Annotated in this window: 15 protein-coding genes; 2 read left to right on the top strand and 13 right to left on the bottom strand. The window is 70.2% G+C overall.

From position 1 onward, the window contains the following. Positions 1-114: 114 nt before the first annotated feature. The 3 genes from ACQW02_RS11800 to ACQW02_RS11810 are packed head-to-tail and all read right to left on the bottom strand — an operon-like array spanning position 115 to position 2,824. Complete coding sequence (locus tag ACQW02_RS11800; protein WP_431285440.1) at positions 115-1,065, bottom strand: sterol desaturase family protein; 951 nt, start codon at positions 1,063-1,065, stop codon at positions 115-117. A 5-nt stretch (positions 1,066-1,070) separates the two neighbouring features. Next, the gene (locus tag ACQW02_RS11805) at positions 1,071-1,844 is read right to left on the bottom strand and encodes a polysaccharide deacetylase family protein (RefSeq protein WP_431285441.1); all 774 of its coding nucleotides are present in this window, start codon (positions 1,842-1,844) and stop codon (positions 1,071-1,073) included. A 2-nt stretch (positions 1,845-1,846) separates the two neighbouring features. Further along, on the bottom strand, positions 1,847-2,824 hold the full coding sequence (locus tag ACQW02_RS11810) for a YncE family protein (protein WP_431285442.1): 978 nt from the start codon (positions 2,822-2,824) through the stop codon (positions 1,847-1,849). Between the two features lie 97 nt (positions 2,825-2,921). Here ACQW02_RS11810 and ACQW02_RS11815 point away from each other — a divergent pair, with 97 nt between their 5' ends. Next, entirely contained in the window at positions 2,922-3,710 is a 789-nt protein-coding gene (locus tag ACQW02_RS11815; RefSeq protein WP_431285443.1) for a hypothetical protein, read from the top strand. Between the two features lie 3 nt (positions 3,711-3,713). Here the strand turns inward: ACQW02_RS11815 and ACQW02_RS11820 are convergent, their stop codons facing one another. The 5 genes from ACQW02_RS11820 to ACQW02_RS11840 form a co-directional block, all read right to left on the bottom strand. After that, positions 3,714-4,868 (bottom strand): FAD-binding protein, encoded by a 1,155-nt coding sequence (locus tag ACQW02_RS11820; RefSeq protein WP_431285444.1) that lies wholly within the window; start codon positions 4,866-4,868, stop codon positions 3,714-3,716. After that, complete coding sequence (locus ACQW02_RS11825) at positions 4,865-6,343, bottom strand: FAD-linked oxidase C-terminal domain-containing protein (protein ID WP_431285899.1); 1,479 nt, start codon at positions 6,341-6,343, stop codon at positions 4,865-4,867. The genes ACQW02_RS11820 and ACQW02_RS11825 overlap by 4 nt, the downstream gene beginning before the upstream one ends. Positions 6,344-6,485: 142 nt before the next feature. Further along, positions 6,486-6,611, bottom strand: coding sequence for a type B 50S ribosomal protein L36 (ykgO, locus tag ACQW02_RS11830; protein ID WP_431285445.1), 126 nt, complete (start codon positions 6,609-6,611; stop codon positions 6,486-6,488). A gap of 115 nt (positions 6,612-6,726) precedes the next feature. After that, positions 6,727-7,971 carry a 3-sulfinopropanoyl-CoA desulfinase gene (gene acdA, locus ACQW02_RS11835; RefSeq protein ID WP_431285446.1) on the bottom strand — a complete coding sequence of 415 codons (1,245 nt, stop codon included), beginning with the start codon at positions 7,969-7,971 and terminating at the stop codon, positions 6,727-6,729. Positions 7,972-8,003: 32 nt separating this feature from the next. Continuing rightward, entirely contained in the window at positions 8,004-8,633 is a 630-nt protein-coding gene (locus tag ACQW02_RS11840; protein WP_431285447.1) for a DUF533 domain-containing protein, read from the bottom strand. Between the two features lie 189 nt (positions 8,634-8,822). Here ACQW02_RS11840 and ACQW02_RS11845 point away from each other — a divergent pair, with 189 nt between their 5' ends. Further along, positions 8,823-9,524: a Crp/Fnr family transcriptional regulator gene (locus ACQW02_RS11845; RefSeq protein ID WP_431285448.1), complete on the top strand. Its 702-nt coding sequence runs from the start codon at positions 8,823-8,825 to the stop codon at positions 9,522-9,524. A gap of 13 nt (positions 9,525-9,537) precedes the next feature. On the opposite strand, the gene ACQW02_RS11850 is transcribed toward ACQW02_RS11845, so the two are convergent. From ACQW02_RS11850 to ccoG, 5 genes are read right to left on the bottom strand one after another with little or no spacing between them, the layout of a single operon-like run. Next, positions 9,538-9,720: a hypothetical protein gene (locus tag ACQW02_RS11850; protein ID WP_431285449.1), complete on the bottom strand. Its 183-nt coding sequence runs from the start codon at positions 9,718-9,720 to the stop codon at positions 9,538-9,540. Next, positions 9,717-9,890 carry a cbb3-type cytochrome oxidase assembly protein CcoS gene (ccoS, locus tag ACQW02_RS11855; protein ID WP_431285450.1) on the bottom strand — a complete coding sequence of 58 codons (174 nt, stop codon included), beginning with the start codon at positions 9,888-9,890 and terminating at the stop codon, positions 9,717-9,719. The genes ACQW02_RS11850 and ccoS overlap by 4 nt, the downstream gene beginning before the upstream one ends. Beyond that, positions 9,878-12,250 carry a heavy metal translocating P-type ATPase gene (locus tag ACQW02_RS11860; protein ID WP_431285900.1) on the bottom strand — a complete coding sequence of 791 codons (2,373 nt, stop codon included), beginning with the start codon at positions 12,248-12,250 and terminating at the stop codon, positions 9,878-9,880. The genes ccoS and ACQW02_RS11860 overlap by 13 nt, the downstream gene beginning before the upstream one ends. Before the next feature lie 2 nt (positions 12,251-12,252). Further along, a complete protein-coding gene (locus ACQW02_RS11865; RefSeq protein ID WP_431285451.1) occupies positions 12,253-12,732 on the bottom strand; it encodes a FixH family protein in 480 nt (159 codons plus the stop codon). Continuing rightward, complete coding sequence (ccoG, locus tag ACQW02_RS11870; RefSeq protein WP_431285452.1) at positions 12,729-14,213, bottom strand: cytochrome c oxidase accessory protein CcoG; 1,485 nt, start codon at positions 14,211-14,213, stop codon at positions 12,729-12,731. The genes ACQW02_RS11865 and ccoG overlap by 4 nt, the downstream gene beginning before the upstream one ends. Between the last annotated feature and the right edge of the window lie 5 nt (positions 14,214-14,218).

Consider the following 14,218-nt stretch of genomic DNA (forward strand, 5'->3'; position numbering starts at 1 on the left):
CGATCGTGACAACCAATACGCAAACGAGGGCAACTAGGCGAAGCAACGTTGGCAGCATCGGCCAATCTCCCGGTAACCGATGCTTCTTTCATACAGAGGTCGTCAGACGCTTGCCTAGGCCGCGCGGCGGAACAGCGCGTGCCACAAACGCCGGAAGCCTTCGCCCTGCTGCCGCAGCCAGCCGCCACGCACCATGGCGGGGCTGGCGTCCGGGTCCCCTGTCAGCGGGAACTGGTCGCGGCGGAAATCGGCCGTGCCGAAGATCCAGTCCCAGACGGGCAGCAGGACGGCGTAGTTCTTCCCCGTCGCGCCGGCCGACAGCACGCCGTGATGCAGCCGGTGGAACCGCGGCGAGACCACCAGGCGCTCACCGATCCGGCCGTAGGACAGGCGGACATTCGCGTGGCTCATGCTCTCGGCCAAGCGCAGCACCAGCACGACCAGCGGGAATTGCGCCGGCGGCACGCCGATCAGCAGCGCCAGGGTGCCGAACCAAACCGCGCCGATGCAGTCGTCCAGGATGTGGTTCCGGTCGTCGGTCCAGAAGGTCATCTGGGTCTGGGCGTGGTGCACGGAATGCAGCGCCCACCACCAGCCGATCTGATGCTGGAAGCGGTGGCGCCAGTATTCGCCGAAATCCAGCACCACGACATAGACGGCGAAGGCGACGAAGGGATAGTCGCGCAGCCAGGGCAGCAGGGTCTCCAGCGAGGGCACGATCCAGCCGGTCTCGGTGACAAAGCCCTCGAACCACGCCTGGATCGAGGCCAGCACGACAAAGGCCAGCAGTGGCAGCAGCCCCAGCCTGGCCAACAGCGTGTAGATCACATCGGTGTTGACGGCGCGGCGGTCGCCCCAGCGTTCGACCGGGCGCCAGGCTTCGAGCGGGCGGCATATCACATAGACCACCGCGACGCTGAACAGCCCGAAGAGGAAGAAATCCATCCATTCGAAGGCGTCGTCGGCCCAGTCCATCAGCCCCGCGGCATAGAGCACCGGTTGCACCGCGTGCAGGAACAGCCACCCGGTCAGCGTGGTCCAGATGTCGTCGATGAAGCTGAACATGGGGGCTAGCCTATACCGCCCGGCGGCAGGACGGAAAAGCGGAAGCCGCGGGCCAGAAGCCCGTCCAGCATCGGTTCCAGCACATTGGCCAGGGGGTCGCGGCGGGAGCGGACGCCCCAATGCATCATCAGCACATCCTGGTCACGGATATTGGCCAGGGCGCGGTTCAGCAGTGCTGCGTTGGGGTGCGCCGCCGCGTCCAGCTCATCGCCCAGGAAGCCGGCGCGGGACCAGCCCTGGTGGCGCAAACCGCAGCCAGCGGCCAGGTGCAGCGCGTTGGGCGTCGTGATCCCCCCCGGTGCGCGCCATAGCGGCAGCACATTGGCCCCCGGCGCCATCGCCGCCAGCGCCTGGATCGGGCGCATGAGTTCGGCACAGAGCGCCGCCGCGTCCAGCGTCTCACCACCCTCGTTCCGGCGGGAGGCGTAGCGTACCCGGCCCGGCCCCGGGTCGGCGGCAAAATACCAGTGGCGCCAGGTGTGGCTGGCGAAGCCATGGCCCTCGGCGACGCGGGCGCGCCAGAAGGGGGCCCAGGCGGCATCAAGCGTGCGGTCGCCGCGGAAACTCGGTTCATCGGCCAGGAACAGCGTGGCGCGGATCTGCCGGGCGGCGAGCATGGCGGCGATGCGCTCCGCCTCACGCGACCAGCCGGTGTCGATGGTCAGGTAGAGCGTGCCGCCGGAGCGGGGTTGGGCCTGGGCCGGCAAGGCCCCGAGCGGCAAGGCCCCGAGCGGGAAGGCCACGGCTGCCGCGGTCAAAACCCCACGCCGTGTCGGCATGCTCAACGTGTCGCCGAAGCGGTCCGGGGCGCGGCAGCCGTGGGGCGGACCGGCACATACAGGATGCCATGCGGGCTGCGCCCGATGCGGAAGCTTTCCTGGGCGCCGGTTTCCGGGTCCAGAACCCCGACCCGCCCGGACCAGCGCAGGGTCGCCCAGATGCGCCCCTCCGGGTCGAAGGTCAGGCAGTCCGGCCCGCCGGGCACCACCCAGGACTGGGTCATCTGCAGGGTGGTGGGGTCCAGCGCGGTGATCCGGCTGTCGACCCGGCTGGTGACATAGACCGGCCCCTGGTTCGGCCCGACGAACAAGGCATGGGCGCCCCGGCCCGTGAAGATGGTGCGTTCGACCGCCCGGGTTTCAGGGTTCACCACCGCGACATGGTCGCTGCCCATGATGCCGACCAGCAGGCGGTCATTGTGCCAGATCACCCCGGCCGGTTCGCGCCCGACTTCCATCTGCCAAAGCGGCAGTTGCGTCTCCAGGCTGATCGCCGCCATGGCGCGGGAGCCTTGCAAGGTCACGTAGACGATCTTGGAATCCGGGCGGAAGGCCAGGTGGCTCGGCTTGTCCGGCATGCGCAGCCGGGCGCGCAGGGCGAGGTCGGTGCCGTTCCAGGCGTAGATGTCCACCTGGTTCCGGCGCAGGCTGGTGACCACCAGGTGCTTGCCGTCCGGGCTGAATTCCATGTGGTAGGGGTTGGAGATGCGTTCGCGCCGCAGGACCTCACCGGTCGCGGGCTGGACGAAGAGCATCTCATTGCCGCCGGAATCCCCGATCAGCAGCACCGAGCGGTCGGGCGCCCAGACCAGGTGATGCGCCTCACGCAGCACGCCGATGCGGCGGATTTCCTGCCGGGTGGTGGCGTCCAGCACCATGATTTCGGCATCGCCCGAATTCAGCACGTAGAGCACATCGGCGCGCGCGGGGGGGGTGGCCAGACCCAGGAAAAGCAGCATCAGGGCGGCGAGGCGACGCATTTCAGTCTCTTGCGAATGGGGCTGCGTCTCTTCTAGACCAAATCATGCCGTAGTGCGAGACGACTCGGGCGCCCGGCCTGCCTTGGGGGCGTGGTGCATGATTTTTCGTGAAGTGCTGACGGCGATCGGGACCTTGGGCCTCGGCGCGCTGCTCTGCGTCATGCTCATCGTATCCAGCGAGACCGGCTACCGGCTCGGCCGCCGTCGCGCCGCCCGCATGGGGGAGAGCGACCCCTCCGTCGGCTTCATCGTGACCGGCATGCTGGGGCTGCTCGCCTTCGTGCTGGGCCTCACCCTGTCGCTGGCGCAGCAGCGTTTCGAGGATCGGCGCGCCGTGAGCCTGGAGGAAGCCAATGCCATCGGCACCGCATGGCTGCGCGCCGGCCTGCCCGAAGCGCCGGAGGCGATGGTGCTGCGCCGCGCCGTGGAGGATTGGGCCGATCTGCGCCTGGCCTTCGTGCGCGCACCGCAGGACCCTCCGCTGCTGGACCGGATCAACGCCGAGACGAACCGCCAGCAGACCGAGATCTGGAACCAGGCGGTGGCGCTGGCGCGGCCCCAGCCGAATGCGCTGTCATCGCTGATGCTGGCGTCGCTGAACGACATGTTCGACCAGGCGACGGCGCAGCGCCGCGCCTTCAACGCCCGCATCCCGGCCGAGATCCTGTGGATGCTGCTGGGCATGTCGGTCGCGGCGAATGGCGCGGTCGGCTTCCACCTGGGGCTGGGCGGCAAGCGCCATCTTCCGCTGTCGCTGCTGCTGATGGCCATGTGGGCGGCCTGCATGGTGTCGATCGCCGATGTCAACGCGGCGCGCATCGGTTCGGTCCGGCCGGATGACGCGCCCTATGTCTGGACGATCCAGGGGTTTGGGCGCGCGCCCTGAGGGTCAGACCCCCGCGCGCATCCGCCCCGGGTTGAACAGCCCGGCCGGGTCGAGGACCGCCTTCACCCGGGCGCCGATGGCGGCCAGGGCGGGTTGGTCGGGGGTGATCACGGGCAAGGCCGCACGCAAGGCCTCGGGGCCACGGAACAGGGTGAAGGAGGCGCGGGACGCCGCGGCCGCCGCCATCACGGCGCGGTGGTTGGCCTCACTCCCCTCACCCGCCAGCCAGACCAGCCCGCCGCCCCAGTCGAGCAAGGCGGAAAAACCTGGCAGGGCGGCGACCAGCCTGGGGCCTTCGGTGGGGCGGGCGGAGACGCGCCAGATCGCCTGCCCCGGCTGTGCCGCGAGCGGTTCGGCATCGCGGATGGCGCGCCAGAGGTGGCGGGAGGCTTCGGCCTCGATCACGGAAGCCCCCGGGAAATCGCTGGCGAGCTTGGTGGCGCGATAGGCGACCGAGGGGGCGAAATCCTCGATCCGCAGCAGCGCCACGGGACTGGCGAGGTCGCCAAAGCCCTGCGGCAGGACCGCGGCGGCGGAGACGCCAAACGGGCTGCCCAACCCCGCCGACAGCACCCGCACGCCGGCTGCCACATCGGCGACCGGCACCGCGACGGTGGCCGAGGTTTCCGGCCCCGGCAGCACCTTGATCGTCACCTCGGTCAGGATGCCCAGGGTGCCATGGCTGCCGGACAAGAACTTGCTGAGGTCGAGGCCGGTGACATTCTTCAGCACCCGTCCGCCGGAGCGCAGCACCTCCCCTTGCCCATTCACGAAGCGCACGCCAAGCACATGGTCGCGCATCGCGCCCCAGGAGATACGGCGGGGACCGGAGAGGTTGGTGGCGACGATCCCGCCCAGGGTCGCGGGCAGGTCGCTGCCGAACAGGGCGCTTGTATCGGGCGGTTCGGAGATGATGTGCTGGCCGTGTTCCGCGAGCGCGGCCTCGATCTCGGGGATCGGCGTGCCGGCGCGGGCGGAGAGTACGAGTTCCGCCGGCTTGTAGAGGGTGATGCCGGTCAGGTTGCGGGTGGACAGGACCTGCGCCGCCTGGACCGGGCGCAGCAACCCGCGCTTGCTGCCATTGCCCTCGATGGCCAGCGGTTCGCGGGCGGCGCGGACGGCCTCGGCGACGCCGGCCTCGTCAGTGGGCGCGATCATTCGGCGGCGATGGGCAGGGGCATGGCGGCGGCCGCGGCCGGCAAGCCGTCGAGCGGGAACACCTTTGACGGGTTCAGCAGCCAGGCCGGGTCGAAGGCGGATTTGATCGCGCGCTGCTGGTCCAGTTCGCGCGCGGTGAACTGCACATTCATCAGGTCGCGCTTTTCCACGCCCACGCCGTGTTCGCCGGTCAGGCAGCCGCCCACCTCGACACAGAGCTTCAGGATATCGGCGCCAAAATGTTCGGCGCGCAGAAAACTATCGGGGTCGTTGGCGTCGAACATGATCAGCGGATGCAGGTTGCCGTCGCCCGCGTGAAAGATATTGGCGACCTTGAGGCCGTATTGGTCCGACATCTCCTGGATGCGGCGGAGCGTGAAGGGCAATTGGCTGGTCGGGATGGTGCCGTCCATGCAGAGGTAATCGGGGCTGATGCGCCCGACCGCGCCAAAGGCGCCCTTGCGGCCTTTCCAGATGGCGATGGATTGCTCGGCGCTTTCGGCCAGCTTCATGCTGATCGGGTTGAAGCGGGCGCAGATGTCGCGGATGCGGGCGAGCATGTCGTCCTGTTCGGCGATGCTGCCCTCGACCTCGATGATCAGCATCGCCTCGGCATCCAGCGGGTAGCCGGCATGGGCGAAGGCCTCGCAGGCGTGGATGGCGGGGCGGTCCATGAATTCCAGGGCGACGGGGATGATGCCGCTGCCGATGATGGCATCGACGGCGGCGCCGGCGACTTCGTTGGAATCGAAGGCGGCCAGCATGGCGCGGGCGCCCTCCGGCCCGCGCAGGATGCGGACGGTGACTTCGGTGACCATGCCCAACTGGCCCTCGGAGCCGGTGATCAAGCCGAGCCAGTCCAACCCCGCGGCATCGGGGTGATCGCCGCCGATCTCGATGATCTCGCCTTCGATGGTGACGAACTTCAGTCCCAAAAGGTTGTTGGCGGTGACGCCATACTTCAGGCAATGCGCGCCGCCCGAGTTCATCATGACGTTGCCGCCGATCATGCAGGCCAATTGGCTGGATGGGTCGGGGGCGTAGAAAAAACCATCGTCCTCGACCGCCTTGGTGATGCCGATGTTGGTGACACCGGCTTCGACCACGGCCAGGCGGTTGTCGTAGTCGATGTCCAGGATGCGGTTCATCCGCATCAGCCCGACGACGACCGCATCCTCCAGCGGCAGCGCCCCGCCCGATAGCGAGGTCCCTGCCCCGCGCGGCACCACGCGCAAGCCGGTGCGGTGGCAATAGGCGAGGACGGCGGCGACCTGTTCGGTCGTATGCGGCAGCACGACCGCGAGCGGCACTTGGCGATAGGCGGCCAGGCCATCGGTCTCATAGGGCCGCAGGCGGGTCGCGTCGCTGATCACGCCATGGCCCTGGCTGCTGGGCGGGACCAGCAGGCGGAGGGCGGCGACAATCTCCTCCCGCCGCGCCAGGATGTCGGGTTTGGGGGCGGGCTGGGCGATCATGGCGGCGGGTCCTGCTTTTTCGCGCGGTGCCGGGCGTGACAGGAAGATGCGTCCGGCATGGCCGGGCTGCAACAGCGAGACCCGAAACAAAAACGGCGGGCCAAGGCCCGCCGTTTTCATGCCGAAATTCAGCCGCCGAAGATCAGCCCTGGCGGGCCTTCATCCGGGGGTTCTTCTTGTTCAGCACATACGTCCGGCCGCGACGGCGCACGACGATGCAGTTCTTGTCCCGCAACTTGGCGGTCTTGAGGCTGTTGCGGATCTTCATGGGACCAGTCCGGAAGCGCGTTAACGAGTCCCGCACGACCTTCGGTGCGCGGGTGGGAGGCAGCGTCTAGGCGGCAGCGGCCCCGGATGTCAACCCGCGCGGGTCAAAATCCGGCCTATTCCGCCGCCGTCCGCAGATTGTGCTCGGCGGCCTCGACCGCCATCCAGCCATCGCGGGTCTGCGGCATGCGCATCCCCAGGATCTGCTCGGCCACCTGGGTCCGCAGCACCTGGCCGGTGCCGCCGGCGATGGCGAACATGCGGGCGTCGCGGACGTAGCGTTCCATCGGGTTGTCGCGGGAATAGCCGGCGCCGCCCCAGACCTGCAACGCATTGTTGGTGACCTCGATCGCGACATCGGCGGCCATGACCTTGGCCTGGGCGGCGGCCAGGCGGTCGGGGAAGCCGTTGGGCCCGGCGCTGCGCGCGGCGCGGAAGACCATCTGGCGGGCGCCTTCGACCCGGATGCTCATATCGGCCAGCATCCAGGCCAGGCCCTGGAATTCGGCGATCGGCCGGCCGAACTGACGGCGGTCCAGCGCGTAGTCGCGGGCATGGCCGAAGGCCCCGGCCGCCAGCCCCAGGGCCGCCGCGGCCGCCCCCACCCGCTGGCCGTTATAGGCATCCATCAGCCGCCCGAACCCGCCGCGCCAGCCGCCGGGCGCGCGCAAAACCTGGCTGTCGGGCACTTCCAGGCCGCGCAGGTGGATTTCCGTCTCCGGCATGCCGCGCAGCCCCATGGTGGGGATGCGGCGGTGGATGACCAGGCCCGGTGCGTCGGATGGCGTGTCGCGCAGCACGATGAAGCCGCCGATGCCCTGGTCCTGCCCATCCTCGATCACACGGGCAAAGATCAGATGCAGGCGGGACACGCCACCGCCGGTGATCCAGGTTTTTGCGCCATCCAGCACCCAGGTATTGCCGTGGCGCACGGCGCGGGTGGCCATGGAGGTGGCGGCACTCCCGGCCTCGGGTTCCGTGATCAGGATGGCGGGCTTGTCGCCGCTGAGAACCGCGGCGGCCGCCTGGCGTTTCTGGGCCTCGGTGCCATAGGTCATGATCGCGCCGACGGCGCCCATGTTCGCCTCGACCACGATGCGGCCGCAGACGGCGCAGGCGGCGGCGAAGGCTTCGACGGCGATCACCGCATCGAGGTAACTGGCCCCCTGCCCGCCGTATGCGCGGGGGATCGTCATGCCGGTGAAGCCGGCTTCGGCCATGCGGGCGACCATGGCCCAGGGATAGGCCTCGGTCCGGTCTGCCTCGGCAGCCCCCGCCGCGGCTTCCCGCGCCAATTCCCGGGCGCGGTCGCGCAGGGCCAGTTGGCTGGGGGAAAGGCCGGAATTCTCCTGGTCGTGCATGCGCTGGGGTCCAGTTCGTGGATCTTGGATGTTCAGGCCAGCCTGGCCTCGATGGCCGCGGCCGCCGTGGGGGACAGCATCAGCGCCGCGCGCAGGCGGTCAAGGAAGCCGCGTTCGGCGGCCGACATCTCGGCCGCGATGGCGACGGCGGCGGCGTAGAGCTGGGCTGCCTGCATCGGGTCGGTGACCTCGGCGGCCAGGGCCTCGGGCGTCGCCGGGGCTTCGAGGTCGGCCAGCACCAGGTCGCGTTCGGAGGGGGTCAGCCCGGCGGCATCCAACTGCCCGGCGATGGCCTGGCGTTCGGCGCGGTCCACCGCGCCATCGGCGGCGGCGGTGGCGACCATGGCGCGGATCAGCAGCAGCGCTTCCGCCTGTTCGGCGCGGGGGGCGGGGGGCGCGGGGGGCGGGTTGCCCCAGGGCGAAGCGGCCGGCTTGCCGGGGGGCGGGGTGCCGTCGGCCTTGCGCGGGGGCGGCGCCGGCTCGGCGGATTTAGTCATGGCTTCCACCGCCAGCCCGGCCAGCGAGGCCAGCACGCGGACGGCCCGCGCCTCATTCGATCGGGAGGAGCCGAAGGGCGATGCGGCCCGCCGGCGCCGAGTCCTGCCGGGGGGGCGGGCGGCACCGCCCATCAGCGCCTCGGCCAGACGGTTGAAATCGAACATCCCCGCCGCCCCCATCCTTATGGTATTGATTTATTTGCGCCGTCGACGCCGCGCAAGCAACCATGCCGCGACCTGTCGGTGCTTTTAACACGTCGGGATGCTTGTTCGGCGCCGACCGTTGCACCAATGTATTACTGATAAGGAGGGCAGGTCGTGGATGTTGTTGCACGATCAGGGCATGACCGGGCGATGGAGGCCCTTTGTGCCAAATGCGCCGGCGCCATCAAGGGTCTTTGCCATGCCCTGAACGATGCCGACCACGCGAAACTCTCCGCCGCGGCGACTTCGATCCGATTGCCCGCCCGCAGTGCCGTCTTCCGCGAAGGCGACCAGGCGCGGGCGGTCTTCACCCTGGTCGATGGCGCGGCCAAGCTGCTGCGGGCGATGCCCGATGGACGGCAGCAGATCATCGGCTTCCGCTTTCCGGGCGACCTGATCGGCTATACCTCACGCGACCGCTATCCCTTTGATGCCGAACTGGTCGCGGACGCCACCGTCTGCCGGCTGGACCGGGTCAAGCTGGAGGAGATGAGCCGCGGCTGTTCGTCGATGTCGCATCGCCTGCTGGAATTGTGCGCCGAGGATCTGGCGGCGGCGCAGGACCAGTTGGGGGCCATGGCGCATCGCAGCGCGGAGGGCCGGGTCGCGACCTTCCTGTTGATGCTCTACGCATCCGCACGCCGCAACGGCGCCACCGGGCGGCCGCTGTCGCTGCCGATGACGCGGACGGATATCGGCGATTACCTGGGGCTGACGATCGAAAGCGTCAGCCGCGTCTTCGCATCGCTGCGCCGGGCGGGGCTGCTGGAGGAACCGAGTCGCGGCAGCCTGGTGCTGACCAACCTGCCGGCGCTGGAAGCCCTGGCCGAGGCGGACGGCGCGGCGGCCTGACACCCCCGACGCGTCAATGCGCCGCGTCCTGTTCGTCGAAATGCCGCTTCACGCAGCCGAAGGCGAAAAGCACGCCAAAGGCGAACAACCCCAGGCCAAACACCTGGAGGTAGTCGTGCGCCATGGCGGCGGCCGCCAGCCCGACCAGCGCGATGATCCCGGACAGGATCAGGAAGAAGATGCGGCTGGAGGTCATGGCGGGGTCTGCCTTGGTGGGGTGTTGTTGGGTGGGTCGTCGAACAGGATGCGGGACGCGGCGCCGTCCAGGTCGTCGTATTGGCCGGAGCGCAACGCCCACAGGAAGCCGCCAAGGCCGATCAGCCCAAGCAGCAGGGCCACGGGCACCAGGATGATCAGCGCGTCCATGGCGCCCCCGCATCTTCGGCACGTTGCATGTGTCCCGCGCCTTCGGCGCGCAGGGCATTCAGGATCACGAGGATCGAAGAACTGGCCATGACGGCCGCGGCCCCGACCGGCGTCAGCAGGCCGAGCACGGCGGTCGGCACGGCGACCAGGTTGTAGGCCAGACTGAAGCCGATGTTTTGCCGCGCCAGGGACTGGGCCCGGCGGGCGGCGCGGATGGCGGCGGGCAGCGCCATCAGCGCGTCGCCGCGCAACACGATATCGGCGGCACCTTGCGCCAAATCCTGCGCGCCCGGGGCGGCGGCGGCGGCATGGGCCAGCGCGAGGGCTCCCGCGTCGTTGATGCCATCGCCGACCATCAGCGCACGATGGCCGGCGTCGCGCAGTGCCGCGATGCGGGCGATCTTGGCGGCGGGTAGCGCGCCGGCGGTCCAGTCGGCGATCCCGGCCTCGGCGGCGATGGCGGCGACGGCGCCCGGCCCATCGCCCGACAGGATTTCGACACGCAGGCCCAGGTCGCGCAATGCGGCGACCGCCGCCACGGCATCGGGGCGCAGCGCGTCGGCGAAGCGGAAGGCGACGGCCGCCCCGCCATCCCGCGCGAACCAGAGCGTCGGCCAGGCGGTATCGTCCACGACGCCGCAGAAGGCCGCGCTGCCCAGGCGATCGCCACCGGCCGCCATCCCCTGCCCCGGATGTTCCACCGTATCGGCTTGGAGCGGCGCCTCCGGGCAGGCCAGCGCCAGGGCGCGCGCCAAGGGGTGCCGGCTGCCGTGGGACAGCGCCGCCGCAGCCCGCAGATCATCGGCCGTCCAATCGCCGGGGCGCAGCACCGGGCGGCCGAGGGTCAAGGTGCCGGTCTTGTCCAGCACGACGCGATCGACCGCGGCCAGACGTTCCAGCGCGGTCGGCGAGGCGACCAGCACGCCCCGGCGGAACAGCGCACCCACGGTCACGACCTGTACCGCCGGCACGGCGATGGCCAGGCCACAGGGGCAGGTTACGATCAGCGCGCCCACGGCCGGCACCAGCGCCGCCTGCCAGCCAAGCCCCATCCCGAGCCACCAGCCGAGGAAGGTCGCTACCGCCACCACCATCACCGCCGGCACGTAGAAGCCGACCGCGCGATCGGCCAGGGTGACGAAGCGCCCGCGCGCCTGGGCCGCGTGGTCCAGCAACCGCCCGATCGCGGCCAGCGACCCATCGGCCGCCGCGGCCGTCACCCGCAGCACGGCCGGCCCGCCCATGTTCACCGCGCCGGCGGCCACGGCGCCGCCGATGGCGATCCCGCGCGGCAGGCTTTCGCCGGTGGTCGCCGACAGGTCGAAGAGGCCGGGCGCCTCCTCGATGATCGCGTCCAGCCGCAGGCGTTCGCCGCTGCCGACCAAAATGCGGTCGCCGGCAAGGATTTCGGCGACCGGGATGTCGCGTAGCGTGCCATCGGGGCCGAGGCGACGGACCGTGCCCTCCTGCAGCGCCAGCAATTCCGCGACCGCCCTGCCCGCCCGCCCGCGTGCCGTGCGATCCAGGAGGCGCCCGGCCAGCAGCAGCGCCAGCAAGGTCGTCGCCCCGTCGAACCAGGTGTAAGGGCCGAGCCGGATCGCCTCCGACAGCGACATCGCCGCCGTCGCCAGCACGGCCAGGCTAATGGCGACATCCATGTTGACCCGCCGTGCGCAAAGCGCCGCCCAGGCGGAGCGGTAGAAGGGCAGCCCGGCGAAGGCGATGGTCGGCAGGCCGATCAGCGCCGCCAGCCAATGCATCAGCCCGCGCGTCTGTTCCCCCATGTCCACGCCGAACCAGACGGCGGAGGACACCAGCATCACATTCATCGCACCGAAGGCGGCGATGCCGAGGGCCCGTGCGAGCGACCGGGTCTCCGCTTCGTCGGCGGCGCGCAGGCAGGCGGGGGTGAAGGGCACGGCGCGAAAGCCGAGGCGGCCGAGCAGGGCCGCGAAATCCTCGGCCCGCGCGCGGTCGCCGTGCCAGCGCAGAGCCAGGCGGCGGGTGGTCAGGGCGGCGCGGGCGCCGATGACATCAGGCTCGGCGCCCAGGGCCTGTTCGACCAGCCAGACACAGGCGCCGCAATGCAGGCCGGAGACCATCAGATCCAGGCGCCAGCCCGCGCCATCGGGTTCGGCGGCGGCGGCCAGCGATACGGGGGGCGCCGTGTCCGGGCGCAGCACGCCATCCGGCACGGTATTGCGGCGGTAGAAGGCGTCGAGGCCGAGCCCCGCGACCAAGCCCTGCGCCGCCTCGCAGCCGGCGCAGCAGAATGCAGCGGGCGGCAGGACGGGCAGGCCGCAATGCAGGCAGCCGCGCGCGCTGGCGGGCACCGGGCCAGGCGCGACGCGGCCGATCATGCTCACGGGGCGATGACCCGCTGGCGGATGTCGAAATGCTGGCCGGTGGGATCGGTCAATGTCAGCCGGGCTTCCCACTGGCCGGGGGCGGGCGGGGTGGCCTCGGCGGTCCAGCGGCCCGGGGCGGCGGCGCCGAAGGCGAGCGGCACCTCCCGCCCATCCAGCGGGCGATGCAGCAGCCCGGTGAGGTGCCCGGGCACGGGAAGGCCCTCGCGGTCGATGACGGTGACGGACAGGCGGCCGGAGGCCAGGGCGACGCGCCCCGACCAGCCGAGGGCGGCCTGCCGGTCGGCCTCCGCGATCACGGCGTTGTAGCTCCGGCCGAGATCATAGGTCCGCGGGCGGGTGACGCCGGTGAAGGTGCTGATGGCGGAATAGATCAGGATGCCGTTCACCCCGATGACGATCGCCATCATCCCCACGAAAACCCAGGGGATCCAGCCGCCGCGCGCGGGGTCGAAGGGGCGTTTGACCATGCTCATCGCCGCACCTGTATGGGCCGGGGGCCAAGGAAGACGCTGTCGCCGGAGGCAACCACCTTGCCTTGCGCATCCATTAGGCGGAAGCGCAGGCTTTGGCTTTCGGCGATGGCCACGCCTGGCGGGGCGGTGACCAGGGCGCGGAAGGTCGCCACCGCATCGGGACGGGCCGGCAGCAGCGGGCGGCCGGCGGCGTCGGTTTCGACATCCTGCACCAGCAGGCGCAGCCCGGCCGGGCCGTCGAGCACCAGCGCATAGACCCCCGCATCCCGCGTCTTGTCGGCGAGCTTCAGCGTGTAGCCATTGCGCACGCCGCCATCCGACAGCAGCACATAGGGCGGCGCACGTTCGGCCAGCACCGTCAGCGTCAGTGTCTCCCGCAGCAGGAAGGCGCCGAGCATGATCACCACGACGAACGACAGCACGCCCGCATACATCAACGTGCGCGGCCGCAGCAGATGCAGGTGCTTCCGCGCCGCCATGCCAGCGTCGAACCGCGCCGGACCCGGCTGGAAACGCGCCGTGGCGGCGGTGCTGGCGGCGAGGTTGGCCAGCGTCTCGAAGGCGATCAGGCCCTGCGGGCGCTGCACCTTGCCCATCACCTCGTCGCAGGCATCGACGCAGAGGCCGCAACCGATGCATTCCAATTGCTGGCCCTCGCGGATGTCGATGCCGGTCGGGCAGACATGCACGCAGGCGCCGCAATCGATGCAATCGCCGTGGCCGGCTTCCTTCAGCTTGCCGCGCGGTTCGCCGCGCCATTCGCGATAGGTGACGACCAGGCTGTCCTGGTCGAGCATCGCCCCCTGGAACCGCGGCCAGGGGCACATGTAGGTGCAGACCTGTTCCCGCGCGAAGCCGGCCAGCACATAGGTCGTGGCGGTGAACAGCCCGAACCAGAAATAGGTCTGTGCCGAGGCAGCCCCGGTCAGCAATTGCACGACGACCGTCGGCGCATCCTGGAAGTACATGATCCAGGCGCCGCCGGTCGCGGCGGCGATGACGATCCAGGCGGCGTGCTTGGCGATGCGCCGCAGCGTGCGGTCGCGTGATGGTGGCCCCGCGTCGCGCTTGATGCGGGCGTTTCGGTCGCCCTCGATCTGGCGCTCGATCCATAGGAACAGGTCGGTCCAGACCGTCTGCGGGCAGGTGAAGCCGCACCAGACGCGCCCGAACAGCGATGTCGCGGCGAAGAGTCCGATCGCACCCAGGATCAGGAAGCCGGTGAGGAAGTAGATCTCCTGCGGCCACAACTCGATCCAGAAGAAGAACAGCCGGGCATTGGCGATATCGGCCAGCACCGCCTGGTCCGGCACGCCGGGGCCGCGGTCCCAGCGGATCCAGGGCAGGATGTAGTAGATGCCGAGCAGGACGATCAGCACCACCCACTTGATCGACCGCACCCGGCCCTTCACCGCCCGCGGATAGATCTTCCTGTGCGCGGCGTAGAGCGGCGGCGGGGTCAGTGCTGCGGTGTCGGGCATGACCG

Source organism: Humitalea sp. 24SJ18S-53 (assembly GCF_050632385.1).
Lineage (GTDB): Bacteria > Pseudomonadota > Alphaproteobacteria > Acetobacterales > Acetobacteraceae > Humitalea.